We start from the raw sequence: 16,396 nt of genomic DNA, 5'->3' as shown, positions 1-16,396 counted from the left end.
CGCTTTACGACGAGAAAAGTCAACAAACTTCGTCGCGGACCTACAGCCCCCGTCCGAACGTCAACCCCGGGTTGACAACTATGTCAACCAATGGTTGACTGCAGTCATGGATCCATTGACGACAATCCGTCACCGACTGCAAGCAAAGAACATTGCCGAACAAGAACTTGAGGATGCTGTGGCGCAGGCTCGCGCAGCGGGCCACTCATGGGCAGAGATTGGAAATGCACTCAATATCTCCCGGCAGGCGGCATTCAAGCGGTTCGGAAGTGTCCCAGACCCCGTTTCAGGAGAATTAATGACTGCGACAAAAACTACTCATATCGCCGAGCTCGGCGAAAAATTCCTTCGCCACATCATCAACGGTGAAGAAACAGAAACCGTCAACATGATCTCGCCAAAGCTCCGAAAGGACCTCCCCTGGTCCACCATCTACTCTGCATGGTCAGACGTTCTCACCGAGACTGGCGCGTTCGAATCTTTCGACGACACCCAAGTCACCAGCCTCGGGGGAACCAGGACTAAGGCACCGACCTCGCAAAAACTACTGTCGAAGATTCTCGGCACAAGCCTCGTCATAACCACCCTCAAGCATGAAGCCGGCGAGTGGATGGCTCGAGTTGCCTTTGACCGTCACGAAAATGTCATTGGCCTGCTCATCCTCCCAGTCGATGCGACTGAGTTCCCCTTCTAATAGAGGCCTTTTCTAATGAAGACCTCTTCTACCCCTGAATCCCCTTCACACGACGGCCCAGCGCACGAGTAGCTTCGCGCTCCTCCGTGCGGCGCTTGATGTCCTGGCGCTTGTCATAATCCTGCTTACCGCGGGCGAGTGCGAGCTCGACCTTCAAGCGACCGTTGGTGAAGTACAGCTTCAGGGGTACAAGCGTGTTGTTGCCATCGCGGACCTTGCCCCACAGGGTGTCAATCTCCTTGCGGTGCAACAACAGCTTGCGCGAGCGACGCGGTGAGTGATTAGTCCACGAACCGTAGGAGTACTCCGGGATATGCAGCCCGCGCAGCCACACTTCTCCGTCGTCGATGGTCGCAAAGGCGTCGTTAAGCGATGCTTTGCCCTCGCGCAGCGCCTTGACCTCAGTGCCCACGAGAACGACACCGCATTCGTAGGTGTCCAGAATGTTGTAGTCATGGCGGGCACGACGATTGGTGGCCACCACCGCGTTGTTGGCGCTGACCTTTTCTTTCTTCGACTTCTTCTTGCCCATAACCTGCTTAACTCTAGCCGAAGAGTGAGCGCTACAGCTATTCCCTTAACTTTCCCTTATGTGCCTGCATGCAGTTCGCATACGCATCCCTCTGGCCTTTTACGTTGTGACGCAACTTACTTTCCCCTAACCTTTTACCAACGTCTAACACAGAGGGATTTATATATGGGACAGTCAAAAACGTTGGAACCGGATAAAGCGCCACCGAAGCCAAAGGGGTTCCTAGCAACACTTGAACGCATCGGCAACGCACTGCCGAATCCATTTTGGTTATTCGTAATCCTCGCTGGTGTGGTCATCGTCTCGTCGTGGATTGGCGCGGCGGCAGGTATGCAGGCCAAGGACCCAGCGTCGGGCGACATCATCGAGGTGGAAAGCCTCGCTACCGCGGAGTACCTGCAGAAGATGGTCTCGGAAGCGGTAACGAACTTCACGGACTTCGCACCAGTTGGCCTGATTCTGGTGTGCATGCTCGGTGTCGCAATTGCGGAGTACTCCGGTTACATCGGCTCGGCAATCCGCGCGGCAATTTCCAAGGTGCACTCCCCTGTCCTGCTGACATTCATTGTTGCACTGGCCGGTGTGACTGGTTCGATTGCCTCCGACGCTGTCTACGTCATCCTCATTCCGCTGGGTGCCGCCTCATTCGCCGCGGTTGGTCGCAACCCGATTGTCGGTGCCATGGTCGCCTTTGCCGCCTCATCGGCCGGATTCAATTCCTCCCTGGTGCTGAACATCACCGATGTTCTGCTGGCGGGTATCTCCACGAACGCAGCACAGTTCGTGGATTCGGAGTACGTGGTTTCGCCGCTGGCCAACTACTTCTTCACCATGGCCTCGTCGATTGTGCTGGCGCTGATTATTACAGCTGTTACTGAGCTGTTCATCACCAAGCACGTAAAGAAGACCATCCACGAAGACCACATTGACCACGAAGCTGCTGAGTTCACCAAGCCGGGTGCCTCGGAGGAGGCCGCTGAAGAGAATGCTGCAAACAAAGCCCCGGACAGCTCCTCCGACAACTCCAGCAGCGGTCGCGACAAGCTCGTTCTGGACGACGCCGAGCGCCGTGGCCTGCGCTACGGCAACATCGCCGCCGTTATCTTCCTGGCTCTCTGGTTCGCCGCGCTGTTCATCCCGGGCTCGCCCCTGCGCGGCGAGGGCGACGGCATCTTGAATTCCGTGCTGCTTACCGACGTCGTGGTGTCCATTGCCCTCTTCTTCGCCGTTGTCGGTATTGCGTACGGCATCGGAGCCAAGACCATCACTTCCTCTGCGGATGTGCCAGCATTCATGGAACGCGGTCTGGGCACGCTGACCACAATGATGGTGCTCTTCTTCGCGGTCTCGCAGTTTACGGCCTACTTCAAGTGGTCCAATATCGGCCAGTGGACTGCTATTAAGGGCTCCGAGTTCCTGACTAAGGCAGATCTGCCACCGCTTTTGCTCTTTGCAGCCTTCGTCCTGATGGTGGGTGTCCTCAACCTGCTGATTACCTCGGGCTCCGCACAGTGGGCACTGATGGCACCCGTTGTGGTGCCGATGCTGATGTACGTCAACGTGTCTCCAGAAGTTTCGCAGCAGCTGTTCCGAATCGGTGACTCCCCGACGAACATCATTACGCCGATGTCGCCGTACTTCGCGCTGGCACTGACCTTCCTGCAGAAGTACTACAAGCCGGCCGGTGTTGGCACCCTAATGTCGCTGGCTATCCCGTACTCGCTGTGCATGCTGGTGGGCTGGTTCCTCTTCTTCGTCCTTTGGTACCTGGCGGGCATTCCGCTGGGGCCAGGCGTTCCGGTGCGTTAACTCACAGCTGGCAGGCAAGTGAGGGATTGGTCGAATTTTTCGGCCAATCCCTCACTTACTTGCGACGCTCGGGTTTACCATGGCGTACGGTCGCCACCACAACGGCCGTCGTAAAGCGAAAACGTACACACTGAGCACATACTGAGGCGCGGATATAACCTATGCCAACTAAGCACCTGAAATTTACGGGATCGACCGGCGAGACGCTGGCAGCATCGATTGACCTGCCTGACGGCACGCCACGCGCGTGGGCGCTGTTTGGCCATTGCTTCACATGTAATCGGATGGTGCCCGGCGCGTCGCGGACCTGTAAGGCGCTGGCAAAGAAGGGTATTGCGGCGTTCCGGTTCGATTTCACTGGGCTGGGGCAATCCACGGGTGATTTCGGCGAGACGACGTTCCAGACCAATATCGATGACCTCAAGGCTGCCTACGATTTCATGGAGGCTGAGTTCGAGGCGCCATCACTGCTGATTGGCCACTCGCTGGGTGGCGCAGCGGCACTGAATGCCGGCCACGATATGCCGAAGGTCAAGGCAGTGGCGACAATCGGAGCGCCTTTCGACCCGGCTCACTCCATTGTGCGCATCGCCGGTGATATTTCGACTGTCGATGAACACGGCACGCAGGTTCTGCAGATCGAGGGCCGAGGTATTCCCATCTCCCGCGAGTTCTTGGAAGTGCTGGCGGACTACAACCCAGAGGTCTATCTCGGTCAACTGCGCAAACCACTGCTGATTCTTCACTCCCCGACTGACCAGACTGTCGGCATCGACAGCGCGCAGAAGATTTTCCAGGTTTCCCGCTATCCAAAATCCCTGATGAGCCTGGATCGCGCGGACCACTTGCTCACCCGCGCAAAGTCCGCTGCGCGTGCCGCTGATCTGATTTATGCGTGGGCTGACAGCTATCTTCCGGAGCCTGCATAACCCCGCTATCATTAGGAGTTATGGACGCAACTGAACATTCTGGCCACTCACATTCGAAGGAGCATGCGCACGGTCACAGCCATGACCACGCTCATTTTGACCCCGCGAACACTCCTGCCCGTCGCCTGCTCGCAGCCGCGGGGCTAACCCTCGTTGTATTTCTAGCCGAGCTCATCGGTGGCCTAGTCTCCGGTTCGCTGGCACTCTTGGCAGATGCTGGCCACATGGTGACGGACTCTGCGGGTCTGCTCATGGCAGTTGCTGGTTTGGCGATTGCCCAGCGAGGCGCCAATCATCGCGCGACATACGGATATCGCCGCGTTGAGGTTCTGACCGCTCTCGTCAACGGCCTGACAGTCTTCATCATCGCCGCAGTGATCCTCTGGGGCGCGATTCGCCGCTTCGGCTCTGCGGAGCAGTCGGAAATTCAAACCACGTCGATGCTCATCATCGCAGTCATCGGCCTGCTCACCAATGTGATTGCAGCGTTTCTGCTCGCCGGTGCTGCCAAGGAAAGCGTCAACGTCCGCGGTGCGTATCTGCATGTGCTTGTCGACGCCGCCGGTTCGGTCGCCGTCATTATCTCCGCCATCGCTATCGCCTACACCGGCTGGACTGCCATTGACTCGGTGGTCTCCATCGTGATTGCGCTCTTCATCGTCCCACGAGCCGCCGTTCTGGTACGCGATTGTCTCCACGTGCTGCTGGAGTACACCCCGAAGGGCGTCGACACTGAGAAAATCACCGCTGACCTGTCCGAACTGGACGGAGTAGTCGATGTCCACGACCTCCATGTCTGGTCCCTCAACGGCAGCGACCTGCTGGCATCTGTCCACCTCGTACGCTGCGATACGCTCCCCAACGGCGATGAGCACGCACTGCTCGACCGCACCCAGGCGCTGCTTCACGACGTCCACGGGATTGAACACGCCACGGTGCAAATTGAAAGAACCGGGCACGCAGACCACGAATACCCGGCACATACCTAAGGTGTTCGGCTAGCACCTACCTTTAGTGCTAGCCCTCCGCCTGCTCCCCCAGCTCTAGCCATTCCATTTCCAACTCGTCGCGGGCATCGCGCAGTTCCGCTGCCTCGCGGTCGAGTTCGGCCAGACGCTCGGTGTCGAGGTTGTCGACATCCGCGCTGATTTTTGCCATTTCCTCGTTAATGGCCGCTTCTTTTTCAGCAAGCTTGCCCATTTTGCGCTCGAGTGCGTTCATCTGCTTGCGCAAGGCGTGCAGCTCGGCTGCCGAGAGGCTCGATTCTGTGTCGGGGTCGCTGGCAGAACTGCCAGCATTATTCGGCGCACCAGAGCCCGTACTCACCTCAGCCGCCAGCTGCGCGCGGCGCTCCAGGTACTGACCAATCCCCCCGGGCAGGTTCGTCAACTCCCCATCGCCAAAGAGAGCCCAGGTTGAATCGGCAATACGCTCAATCAGATAGCGATCGTGGGAGATGACCACCAACGTGCCCGGCCAGTTGTCCAGCAGGTCTTCCAGCTCCTGCAGCGTATCAATGTCCAGGTCATTCGTCGGCTCATCGAGCAGTAGAAAGTTCGGCTCACTCATCAACACACGTGTGAGCTGCAGGCGACGCCGCTCACCACCGGAGAGGTCAGCGATTGGAGTGCGCTGCCGCTTCGGGGAAAAGCCCAACCGCTCGGCCAACTGCGAGGCACTAATCTGCTTCTTGCCGAGGTCAATGTAGGTTGCCACATCCTCCACTGCATCGAGCACGCGCATGTCCAGCGGAAGATCATCAAGTTCCTGGCGCAGCCACCCCAGGCGCACAGTCTTGCCCTCGATTCGCTTGCCAGCGCTCAAGGGGTAGTCTCCCGCCAGAGCGCGCAACAAAGTTGTCTTACCCGAGCCGTTGACACCGACCAGACCAATGCGCTCGCCGGGGGCCAGGCGCCACGTGACGTCGTTAAGCAATTCCCTGCCATCGGGCGTTTCCAGGCAGGCGTGCTCCAGCTCCACGACCACCTTGCCCTGTCGGCGCTGGGAAAATGCCATCAGCTCCACGGAATCACGCGGTGCCGGGACATCGGCGATGAGCGCCTCGGCAGCTTCGATGCGGTAGCGCGGCTTCGACGTGCGGGCTGGCGCACCACGACGCAGCCATGCGAGTTCCTTACGAGCGAGATTCTGTCGACGCTGCTCGGCGGCATCGGCCTGACGCGCACGCTCGGCACGAGCAAAAGTCCAGTCATTATAACCACCGTCGTAGAAATCGACAGTGCCGTCGTGGACTTCCCACGTCTTCGTTGCAACGGTATCCAGGAACCAACGATCGTGCGTGACGACGACCAGGGCTGCCCGGCGAGACAGGACGTGATCGGCCAGCCACTGCACACCCTCAATATCCAGGTGGTTAGTCGGCTCATCGAGAATGAGTAGATCCAAGTCGCGGACAAGTGCTGCCGCCAGATTAACGCGGCGGCGCTCACCACCGGAAAGATTAGCGACCTTGGTGTCCATACCGAGATCGTTGATGCCGATGCCATCGAGGACTTCGCGGATGGAAGCGTTGCCCGCCCACTCGTGTTCGGCGAGGCCAAGCGGTTCGATGACGCACTCAAACACAGTGGAGTTCGGGTCAAGTTCCGCCCCCTGGGTGACATGCGCCATGGCCATGTCGTTGGCTCGCGAAATACGTCCGGAGTCCGCCGGTTCCACACCCGCCAGAATCTTCAGCAGCGTGGACTTTCCGCCACCGTTCAAACCGACGACACCGATGCGGTCGCCTTCCTGAACGCCGAGGCTAACGCCATCGAGCAGCGTCTTGAGCCCGAAGGACTTAGAAATATTCTCGCAATTAATTAGATTCGCCATGATGAGTATTTATTGTGCCCCATTCGACGTTGCCAAGCACACGCCGGACATACCAAACCACCGGCAGCTCATCGAACTGCTCCCGAGTCACCCAGGTAAAGTCCGGATGCTCCGCGCTGAGTTGGACAGCTTGAGTGTCATCAGCCTCACGCACCAGAAAGGTTACCGTGTGAAAGCGGAAGTTCTCCCCACCCAGGTCCGGATTGGAATAGTGCGCAAACTCGCTGACTTCAGCTGCACGTAGGCCGGCTTCTTCGTGCAGTTCGCGCACAGCGGCCTCTGATGGTTCTTCCCCGGTATCGAGCTTGCCACCCGGCAAGTCCCATTGTCCGCCGAGAAAGCCGTCGTGTTCACGCTGCAGAAGCAGCAGGCGATCACCGCGGAAAACTATGCAGTTGCACACCCAGCCGTCGTCGTCAGGCCAGAACTTAGTCCACGCCAAGCCGTGCGGTTCACGCCGACTGCGTGCGGTACTGCTGGAATCGTCATCACAGTGCATGGAAAAATCGCCTGTCCTTTATTACACGCGATGGTCTCGTGAGACCTCGGTGAGGCGGACAAAATCGGCGATGTCGAGCTTCTCGCCCCGTTGCTTGGGGTCGATCCCTGCGGCTACAAGAGCCTCCTCGGCGGTGGCACCGGACCCATAAATTCCCGACAGCGCCGCCCGCAATGTCTTGCGGCGTTGCGCAAACGCGGCATCGATAAGCGGAAATAGGCGTGCCCGGAACTGCGGCGAAATTTCCCACGGAGCCTCCGGTGCACCTGAGGTCTCAGGGGCATCGGAGCGGGCATAGCAGTCAATGCGCACGAGCCCAGAATCGACCTTTGGAACGGGCCAGAAGACGTGTGGACCGATAGCACCAGCGCGACGCACTGTGCCGTAGTAGGCGGCCTTCACACTGGGGACGCCGTAAACCTTGGAGCCAGGCTGGGCTGCCAAACGGTCGGCCACCTCGGACTGCACCATCACGAGCACGCGGCGAATGGTGGGCAGCTCTGCAAGCATGTGCAACAGCACCGGTACAGAAACGTTGTATGGCAGATTGGCCACCAGCGCATCCGGGGAGGTCTGAAAGTCCTCTCGGCGGACCTTCAACGCGTCTTTCTCAATGAGCTCCAGCTCGCAGCCTGCGGCGCGTTCCGCAACGGTTTGGGGCAGGCGCTCCGCCAACCGAGGATCGATTTCGACAGCCGCGGCGCGACCGCAGTGTTCGAGCAGCCCGAGGGTCAGCGAGCCCAAGCCGGGGCCGACCTCAACCGGGTAGGAGTCCTCCGGCAAGTCGGCCGCAGCGACAATTCGACGCACAGTATTGGCATCGTGGACGAAGTTTTGTCCCAATTTCTTTGTCGGGACAATATCCAACTGCGCCGCCAGGTCGCGGACTTCGACCGGCCCCAAAAAAGAAACTTCTGCTTTAGTCACAGTTAGATACTACGGGTTCGAACCCGAAAAGCAGTTTTAGCGGAGCCCCATGGAGGCGGTGCAGGCGGGCCATGCGCCCCAACCCTGACCGGCCTGGACCCGCTCAGCAACAGCAATCTGCTGTTCGCGGGAAGCCTGCGATGCACGCGGTGCGTACTGGGTACCACCGTAGGCAGCCCAGGTGGAGTCGGTAAACTGAAGCCCACCGGAGAAACCGTTACCGTTGTCGATAGCCCAGTTACCACCGGACTCGCACTGCGCCAGCTGGTCCCACACACCATAGCCGGCAGCCGGGGCGGCCGGAGCGACCACGCGGGACTTGGTGCCCTGGCGAACCGTGGAAGTACCCGGAGCCTTCAGCTCCTTCTCGTCGAGGACCTCGCGACCGAGCACAACACCGTCGCGGGAGGAAACCTTAACCTTGCGCTCAAGCTGACCCGGAGTGCCTTCCTGCTCAACGACGCGCTCATCCTCGTACATTGAGTCATCGGAGATGATGTTCTCGACTGCCGGAATTTCCTCGGTCTCGGTAACAGTCTTCTCAATCAGACGGGACACAGCGATGTGCATTCCCTCAGTCACCGGGGTATCCAGACCCGGATTCACCGCATCCTTTTCACCCAGCTTGATGCCGCGTTCATCCAGCACATCAGCGACGGTCATAGCTGGAACCGTCAGGTCGACATCCTTGGCGTCGTCGTAAAGCACGACCTTCTTGGCGGTGACGACGTTGACCTTGGTGCCCTTAGCGGAAAGCTTGCCCTTGGCGACCTCGACCTTGTCCTTATCGGAGATCAGACCTTGCTTCTTCAGCCCCTCAACCAGCTCGTCGGTGGTGATGGCGTTGGTCTTGAGCTCCTGCGACTCACCGTCGACAACCAGCGTGACCGGCTTAGCAGAGCGGTAGACCAGCTTGCCGCCGTCGGTAAGATCACCCTGGCGCTTAACCAAGTCGCCGCCCGCGGCCTCAATACCGGCCTTCTGCAAAATGGTCTTGTCGTCCTTGGACCAGGTTGCAACCTGTTCGATCTGGCCGTCAATTTCGACGGTGATGGTGTCGTAGTTGGCAGCTGCGACAGTGCCACCGAGTGCAATAGCAGCGGCAAGACCACCAGCGGCGATCTTGGACGAAGTGGAAACTCCGTCGTTAGCACGGTTCAGATGACGCTTCTTCGCAGCACTCACGGATTCCGTCACAGCCTTTCAAAAGTGGACAATCAAGCAGGTCGTAAAAAATACAATATGTAACAGTACGATAAAGATTCGGTGTTGTCTAAAATATGTCCATAAAAGTGACGGGGAATACAGCAAACCGCCCGACTGCATATCTACAGCTCAGGGGCGGTTATGCGTCAGTACGTGGTTAAATGCCGTATACCCGACGGGCATTATCCGTCAGAATCTGCGCCATCTCCTCTGCCCCGATTTCTCGGGCCGCAGCCATCACACGCACCTGATGGCCAATAAAAGTGGATTCGTTTCGTGCCCCGCGGAACGGCTCCGCAGTCATGTACGGCGCATCGGTTTCCACCAGCAGTTGCTCCGCCGGAGCCTCCGCGACGGCCTGCCGCAGAAAGTCATTGCGCTTGAAGGTGACATTGCCGGTAAAGCTCAGCAGATAACCGCGCGCAATGGCTTCGCGGGCTACCTCAATCGGCGAGGAAAAGCAGTGCAAGATGACGGTGTTCTCATAGCCCTCCAACGCTGCCATCAGGTCTTCATCGGCATCGCGGTTATGAATCATCAGCGGCTTGCCGACGGTCGCAGCGAGCTCCATATGCCACTGCAACGCAGCCAGCTGCTCGCTCTTAGACGCGCAGCCGTCGAGAGAATCCAGCCAGTACCAATCCAGTCCCGTCTCGCCCACGGCCACGACTCTGGGGTCGGCGGCCATTTCGGTTAAGCGGGCCTTGGCGTCGTCGTCAAGCTCACGGGCGCGCGTCGGATGGATAGCGGCGGCGGCCCAGACGTTGGGGTGCGCGTGCGCGGCGGCGAAGGCCAGCTCCGTTTCCGGCATACCGTCGCCCACGGTGCAGACCCCGACAACTCCGGCTGCGGCAGCGCGGTCCATGAGCGCCGCTATCTCCTCCGGAGTTTGCGCCCCGCAGGATGCTAGATGCGTGTGGGCATCAAACATCGGGGTGAGATACTCCGCGGCTTCAGCAATCTTACGTTTGCGCTTTCCCATGCCTGTCCTACTGCGCTCCTACTTCACCTGCGCCCACTCGGGGCCATGCTCTGCCAGCTCGGCATCGAGCTTGGTGAAAATCGGCTTTGGCTTGGCAAGCGGCGTGCCCGGCTCGATTTCGAAGCGGTGCCAGGCGGCCTTCTGATTGACGTAGTCACCCATAATGATCGGGTACGCGCGCCCCTCTGCCGGCACGTCAGCACCTACCGGTTCGACCGGCATGTCGTCCTGAACTTCCTTGATTTCCGGCATTGCGGCCCAAATGCCCTCGCCACCGAGGGTCTCGAAAACCTTTTGTGCGCTTTCCGGCAAGTACGGGGTCAGCAGCACATTGGCATCGCTGACCACCTGCAGAGCAGTCCACAACACGGTGGCCAGACGCTCGCGCTGCGACTCATCCTTGGCCAGCTTCCACGGCTCCTGCGCAGCGATGTAGGCATTAGCCTCACCGACCAGGTGCATTGCGGCTGTGATACCGGCACGGAAGCGGGACAGCGCAATTGCGTCGCCAACCTCGGCAAAAGAACGTTCAGCCAAGTCGAGCAGCTCGCGGTCAGCATCGGTGAACTCGCCCGGAGTCGGCACCTCACCGAAGTTCTTGAAAGCCATGGACACAGTGCGGTTGACCAGGTTGCCCCAGGAATTGGCCAGCTCGTTGTTCACGCGGCGGACGAACTCATCCCAGGTGAAGTCGGTGTCCTGGTTCTCCGGGCCGGCCATTGCGATGAAGTAGCGCAGCGAATCTGCACCGAACTCCGCCAGGAAGTCCTTGACATAGATGACAACGCCCTTGGAGGAGGAGAACTTCGATCCCGACATGGTCAGGTACTCCGAGGAGACGACCTCCGTCGGCAGGTTCAGCTCACCGAGCTCACCGACCTCGCCCCCGCGGGAACCTTCACCACGGTAGCCCAGTAGCTCAGCTGGCCAAATCTGGGAGTGGAAGGTGATGTTGTCCTTGCCCATGAAGTAGTAAGACAGCGCTTCCGGATCATTCCACCACGTGCGCCACGCCTCCGGATTACCGATACGCCAGGCCCATTCGATGGAGGCAGACAGGTAACCGACGACCGCGTCGAACCAGACGTAGAGCTTCTTGGTCCCGTTTTCCGACCAGCCCTCCAGTGGAATCGGCACACCCCAATCAATGTCGCGGCTCATTGCCCGCGGGCGGATGTCCTTCAGGATGTTCAGGGAGAACTTCAGCACATTCGGACGCCAGTCCTTGCGCTCTTGGAGCCACTCGGTCAGCGCCTCGGCTAGCGCCGGCAGGTCGAGGAGGAAGTGCTCGGTTTCAACGAACTTCGGGGTCTCGCCATTTATTTTCGACACCGGATCGATCAGATCGGCCGGGTCGAGCTGGTTACCGCAGTTGTCACACTGGTCACCGCGGGCACCGGATGCACCACAGATTGGGCAGGTACCTTCGATGTATCGGTCCGGCAGCGTACGACCGGTCGACGGGGAAATCGCACCCATCGTGGTCTGCTTGACCATGTAACCGTTTTCGTAGAGTCCGCGGAAGAGCTCCTGGACAACCGCATAGTGGTTGCGCGTGGTGGTGCGCGTAAAAAGGTCGTAGGAAAGTCCCAGACCCGCGAGGTCCTGCACAATCTGGCGGTTGTAACGGTCGGCCAATTCCTGGACCGGCACGCCTTCCTTCTCCGCCTGCACCAGCAGTGGCGTGCCGTGCTCGTCAGTACCGGAGACCATCAGCACATCATTGCCAATCATTCGCTGGTAGCGAGCGAAAACGTCCGAGGGGACTCCGAAACCTGCAACGTGGCCAATATGGCGCGGACCGTTAGCGTACGGCCAGGCAACTGCTGTGAAAATCCGAGACATATTTAACAGGGTAATAGATGACCTGCCATCGCGATGAACTGTGTCCTCCTGAACTGTCCCCTACTGCCATCTCATGCACCCACGGCCACTACGCTTATGTCCTATGTCCTCTTGGCCTACCTCCGTACTGACGCGTCTCATCGCCAACGGTCATCGTCCCGTCGCGCTCATCGGCTCCTGGTTCGGCTATCGCGCAGTTCTCGCCGCCAATGTCGAGCTCACCACCTGCGATCCAGCCAAACTTTTCACCAGCCCTGACCCGGATTCGTGGACCTTTGGGTTCCGCCCCTACTCCGGCACCAGCGCACACGGAGTCGCTGCCTGTGTCGCATTGCTTGCCGACGACGGCTCGTGGCACTTCGACGGCCCCGGCGCCAGTGACCCCTTAAATCCAGATCTTCAGGCCCTTCAGGATGCCATCAACCATTCGAATGAGAATGTGCGTGACGACGCGCTCCCCGCGGCCTCACCGCTGGAGTGGGATCGGGGCGACCGCGACCGTCACCAGCTCGCTGTGGAAAGCTGCAAAGAGGCAATTGCCGCTGGCGAGGTGTATCAAACCTGCATTTCCACACGCTTTCACGCGGAACTGAATGCGGAGCCGGAAGGGGACATTGACGCGTTTGAACCCGCACTATCCCACGCCGGCGCATGGTTTTCCTCCCGCGTGACGCGATATCAACCGGCGCGGGCAGCGTTCTTGCCCGGCAACCTCGATGCTGGAATTCCCATTCTGGCCTCGTTGAGTCCCGAGGAGTTCCTCATCCGCGCGGGCGCGACCGTGACGGAAACACCTATCAAAGGCACGATTCCCGCTGACCACTCCCCTGCTGAGTTATTGCGCAGCGACAAGGACATCGCCGAGAACATCATGATTGTCGACCTGGTGCGCCACGACCTCGGCCAGGTGGCTAAGACCGGCACCGTGAAAGTCACCGATTTGCTCAGCGTGCGCCCGGCACCGGGAGTGTGGCACCTCTTTTCCACAGTCTCCGCGGAACTTCCCGATCAGCTCAGCCACGCCGAGCTGATCGAAGCCTGCTTCCCACCGGCCTCTGTCACCGGCACACCGAAGCTGCGCGCAATTGAGCTGTTGCGTGAGTGGGAGCCCGAACCCCGTGGCGCCCACTGCGGTGCGATTGGTGCGTCCCACGGCGATGCGCTGGAGCTCAATGTCGCAATTCGGACCGCTGAGTACGCAAAAGACCCGAACTCGGGGAGAGTTCGGGTCGAAGCTGGCATCGGCGGTGGCATCACCATCGGGTCCACATCCGAGGGCGAATGGGCCGAGATTGAGGCCAAGGCCGCACCGCTGTTGTTGGAGAGCTAGTTGCGTAATTTACGAGCACGACGGCGCTCGCGCTGCTCGGCTGCTTCCGCCAAACGGCGCTCGCGAGCCATGCGCAGAGCAAACTGACGCTGTTCCTTGTCATCGAGGTACATCGGGTCGTCGGAAAGCCCCTTAACCAGCGCCACCATCAGCGCCAAGATAACAATGACGAACGGGCTCGCCGCCAAAATGGTGATGTTCTGCAGATTCGACAGCGCATCGCTGCCACCGGTGACCAGTAGAACGATGGCAATCAGAGCGGTGAAGATACCCCACATTGCGGTGACACCACGGGAAGCAGTGAGACGACCGAACTGGCTCATCGTACCCATCACGGTGGAGGCGGAATCCGCCGAAGTGATGAAGAAGGTGGCCAGCAGAATCATTGCAATAGCCGAGGTAATTGCGCCACCCGGCAGGGATTCCAACAGATTGAACAGCTGGCTCTCAGCCGAGCCGTCACCATAGATGGAGGCACCCTGCTGCTCGTGAGTGATGGCAGTACCGCCGAAGATGGAGAACCACACTGCAGAGACAATCGACGGAACTGCGACAACTGTGAAAACGAACTCACGGATGGTGCGACCGCGCGAAATGCGGGCGATAAACATACCGACGAACGGCGACCAGGAAATCCACCAAGCCCAGTAGAAGATTGTCCAGGCCGACAGCCATTCACCGGCGGTGCCGTCGGCAGAGGCGCTGGAGCGAGAGGCCATCTCGAAGAAGGAATCCAGGTAGCTGCCAATAGAGGTCGGAATCAGGTTCAGAATCACCACGGTAGGGCCGAGGACCAACACCAGCAGAGCCAGCAGACCTGCGGCAACCATGTTGAAGTTCGAGATGTACTGGATGCCCTTGCCCACGCCCGACAGTGCAGAGACCAAGAAGGCACAGCCCAGAACGAGAATAAGACCAATCCACAAAGGTGCGCCCGTGATGGCGTTGAACCCGTTGATTTCCAAACCGGCGGAAATCTGAAGTACGCCAACACCGAGAGAAGCTGCCGTACCGAAGACGGTGGCGAAAATCGCAAGCGCGTCGATAAGCTTGCCCAACCATCCCTCAGCGCGACGTGCGCCGATGAGCGGGATGAACGCCGCCGAAATCAGCTGCTTTCGGCCGAGGCGGTAGGTCGAGTACGCGATAGCGAGACCGACGATGGCGTAGAGAGACCACGGGTGCAGAGTCCAGTGGAACATCGTCGAAGCCATGGCGGTGCCGACTTCCTTCGGCTGGTGGCCCGGCACGCCATCGCGATAGAAGGTCAGCGGCTCAGCGACGCCGTAGAACATCAGACCGATACCCATACCGGCGGCGAACATCATCGCAATCCAGCTAGGTGTGGAAAACTCTGGTTTCTCGTTGTCCTTGCCCAGGCGGATGTGACCGAACTTGGAGATCGCGATGGACACAATGAAGAAGACAAAGACAGTACTGGCCAAGATAAACAGCCAGCCGATGTTCTCCACGACCCAGTTCAGAGAACTGGATGCAAACGCAGAGAAACTATCCGGCCGCGCCAGGCCCCAGACGATGATTGCCAGAATTGCGACAACGGCGGGGATGGTAACCCCGAGGTTGACGGGAGCGTGAGAATCGTCGGCCAAGCTCTTCTCTTTAACTTTTTCGGATGCCTGAGAATCTCGAATGTCGTCGCTGTTGGCTTCGCCGACGACGGACTCCCCTACTTCTTGTTGTATTTCATGTTCTGGTGGATTCGTCATTCCTCCACCATGTCCACCATTGACCTGGGATTTCAACTTAAGATTCAAGTTTTCTCAGGATTTCCTCATTTTTGCCCGGCGTCCAAAACGGCCAATAACAGCGTTTGCCCTGTTCACCGCCGTGCGCTGTAATATCTTCTGACAAGAAGTAACAATCAGCTAACGATTTTCCTCACGAGCTGCTAAAACCGCCTGGTAAAGATCACGGTGCTTCGTCATTCCCGCCTCTGCCGCAACCTGCTTCGCGGCATCCTTCAGCCGGATGCCATCGGCTACGAGCTCCTCTACACGCTCAACCAGATCCTCCGTGGACACCTCCGTTGCCTGCTGGGCGGCACCCTCAATTACCACCGTAATCTCGCCGCGAACTCCTTCCTCAGCCCACGCCGCCAACTCTCCCAGCGTCGCACGGCGGGTCTCTTCAAAGCGCTTAGTCAACTCACGGCTTACCGACGCACGCCGCTCCTGCCCCAAAATCTCCGCCGCATCCGCCAGCGTCACAGCCAGTCGATGCGGGGACTCAAAGAAACAGCAGGCCCGCTTCTCTGTCTTCAGCGATTCCAACCACGCCCGGCGCGCACCCTGCTTTCGCGGCGCAAAGCCGTCGAAGCAGAAGTGTCCAACACCCAACCCGCTGAGCGCCAACGCGGTGGTTACGGCACTTGGCCCCGGCACACAGGACACGGGCACGCCCGCATCATGTGCGGCCGCCACCACAGCCAGACCTGGGTCAGAGACCACCGGCATACCCGCGTCGGTCACCACGATGACCTTCTGCCCCGCCTTCGCTGCCTGAATCAGCGACGCAGTGCGGCCTTCTTCGTTGTGGTCGAAGTTCGAGATGAACTTCCCCTTGGGGGAAATGCCCAGCGCAGTGGCGAGGTTACGGGCCCGCCTGGTGTCTTCCGCTGCGATGATATCGGCGTCGATAAGCGCACCGCGCAGGCGGTCGGAGGCATCGGCGATGTTGCCCAGCGGCGTTGCCACCAAAGTGATGCCGGGAGCCAGCGTCGCCGCCTCACTGAGGGAGTCGTTGTCGTGCGGTTGGGAGTTCGATACCGAATGCGTCATGATTCCATAG

13 protein-coding genes and 1 pseudogene are annotated in these 16,396 nt (G+C 59.3%); 5 read left to right on the top strand and 9 right to left on the bottom strand.

Annotation, left to right across the window (positions count from 1 at the left end):
• Positions 1-154: 154 nt before the first annotated feature.
• A pseudogene (locus Q0U90_RS11635) lies at positions 155-268 on the top strand (hypothetical protein); the annotation flags it as partial.
• 454 nt (positions 269-722) lie between these two features.
• Here the strand turns inward: Q0U90_RS11635 and smpB are convergent.
• Positions 723-1,226, bottom strand: coding sequence for an SsrA-binding protein SmpB (smpB, locus tag Q0U90_RS06435; RefSeq protein WP_297452710.1), 504 nt, complete (start codon positions 1,224-1,226; stop codon positions 723-725).
• Between the two features lie 165 nt (positions 1,227-1,391).
• Between smpB and Q0U90_RS06430 the strand changes: the two genes are divergently transcribed.
• The 3 genes from Q0U90_RS06430 (at position 1,392) to Q0U90_RS06420 (ending at position 4,953) form a co-directional block, all read left to right on the top strand.
• Positions 1,392-3,035 (top strand): AbgT family transporter, encoded by a 1,644-nt coding sequence (locus Q0U90_RS06430; protein ID WP_297452708.1) that lies wholly within the window; start codon positions 1,392-1,394, stop codon positions 3,033-3,035.
• 161 nt (positions 3,036-3,196) lie between these two features.
• Positions 3,197-3,964, top strand: coding sequence for an alpha/beta fold hydrolase (locus Q0U90_RS06425; RefSeq protein WP_297452706.1), 768 nt, complete (start codon positions 3,197-3,199; stop codon positions 3,962-3,964).
• 20 nt (positions 3,965-3,984) lie between these two features.
• Positions 3,985-4,953 carry a cation diffusion facilitator family transporter gene (locus Q0U90_RS06420; protein ID WP_297452704.1) on the top strand — a complete coding sequence of 323 codons (969 nt, stop codon included), beginning with the start codon at positions 3,985-3,987 and terminating at the stop codon, positions 4,951-4,953.
• Between the two features lie 28 nt (positions 4,954-4,981).
• Here the strand turns inward: Q0U90_RS06420 and Q0U90_RS06415 are convergent, their stop codons facing one another.
• From Q0U90_RS06415 to metG, 6 genes are all read right to left on the bottom strand, one after another.
• On the bottom strand, positions 4,982-6,799 hold the full coding sequence (locus tag Q0U90_RS06415) for an ABC-F family ATP-binding cassette domain-containing protein (protein ID WP_297452702.1): 1,818 nt from the start codon (positions 6,797-6,799) through the stop codon (positions 4,982-4,984).
• A complete protein-coding gene (locus Q0U90_RS06410; protein ID WP_297452700.1) occupies positions 6,783-7,298 on the bottom strand; it encodes an NUDIX hydrolase in 516 nt (171 codons plus the stop codon). Before Q0U90_RS06410 ends, Q0U90_RS06415 begins: the two co-directional genes overlap by 17 nt.
• A 21-nt stretch (positions 7,299-7,319) precedes the next feature.
• Complete coding sequence (gene rsmA / locus Q0U90_RS06405; protein ID WP_297452698.1) at positions 7,320-8,225, bottom strand: 16S rRNA (adenine(1518)-N(6)/adenine(1519)-N(6))-dimethyltransferase RsmA; 906 nt, start codon at positions 8,223-8,225, stop codon at positions 7,320-7,322.
• Positions 8,226-8,261: 36 nt separating this feature from the next.
• Positions 8,262-9,422: a resuscitation-promoting factor gene (locus Q0U90_RS06400; protein WP_297452696.1), complete on the bottom strand. Its 1,161-nt coding sequence runs from the start codon at positions 9,420-9,422 to the stop codon at positions 8,262-8,264.
• A 166-nt stretch (positions 9,423-9,588) separates the two neighbouring features.
• The gene (locus Q0U90_RS06395; protein ID WP_297452694.1) at positions 9,589-10,413 is read right to left on the bottom strand and encodes a TatD family hydrolase; all 825 of its coding nucleotides are present in this window, start codon (positions 10,411-10,413) and stop codon (positions 9,589-9,591) included.
• Between the two features lie 18 nt (positions 10,414-10,431).
• Positions 10,432-12,258, bottom strand: a complete 1,827-nt coding sequence (metG, locus tag Q0U90_RS06390) for a methionine--tRNA ligase (RefSeq protein ID WP_297452692.1) — start codon at positions 12,256-12,258, stop codon at positions 10,432-10,434.
• Positions 12,259-12,361: 103 nt separating this feature from the next.
• Here metG and Q0U90_RS06385 point away from each other — a divergent pair, with 103 nt between their 5' ends.
• On the top strand, positions 12,362-13,588 hold the full coding sequence (locus Q0U90_RS06385) for an aminodeoxychorismate synthase component I (RefSeq protein WP_297452690.1): 1,227 nt from the start codon (positions 12,362-12,364) through the stop codon (positions 13,586-13,588).
• Here the strand turns inward: Q0U90_RS06385 and Q0U90_RS06380 are convergent.
• The gene (locus Q0U90_RS06380; protein ID WP_297452688.1) at positions 13,585-15,315 is read right to left on the bottom strand and encodes a BCCT family transporter; all 1,731 of its coding nucleotides are present in this window, start codon (positions 15,313-15,315) and stop codon (positions 13,585-13,587) included. The two genes, Q0U90_RS06385 and Q0U90_RS06380, sit on opposite strands and share 4 nt — an antisense overlap.
• A 159-nt stretch (positions 15,316-15,474) precedes the next feature.
• A complete protein-coding gene (rsmI, locus tag Q0U90_RS06375) occupies positions 15,475-16,386 on the bottom strand; it encodes a 16S rRNA (cytidine(1402)-2'-O)-methyltransferase (protein ID WP_297452686.1) in 912 nt (303 codons plus the stop codon).
• Between the last annotated feature and the right edge of the window lie 10 nt (positions 16,387-16,396).

The sequence above is a fragment of the uncultured Corynebacterium sp. genome (genome assembly GCF_946998835.1).
Taxonomy (GTDB): Bacteria; Actinomycetota; Actinomycetes; order Mycobacteriales; family Mycobacteriaceae; genus Corynebacterium.
This window is presented reverse-complemented; position numbering and strand designations above follow the sequence as displayed.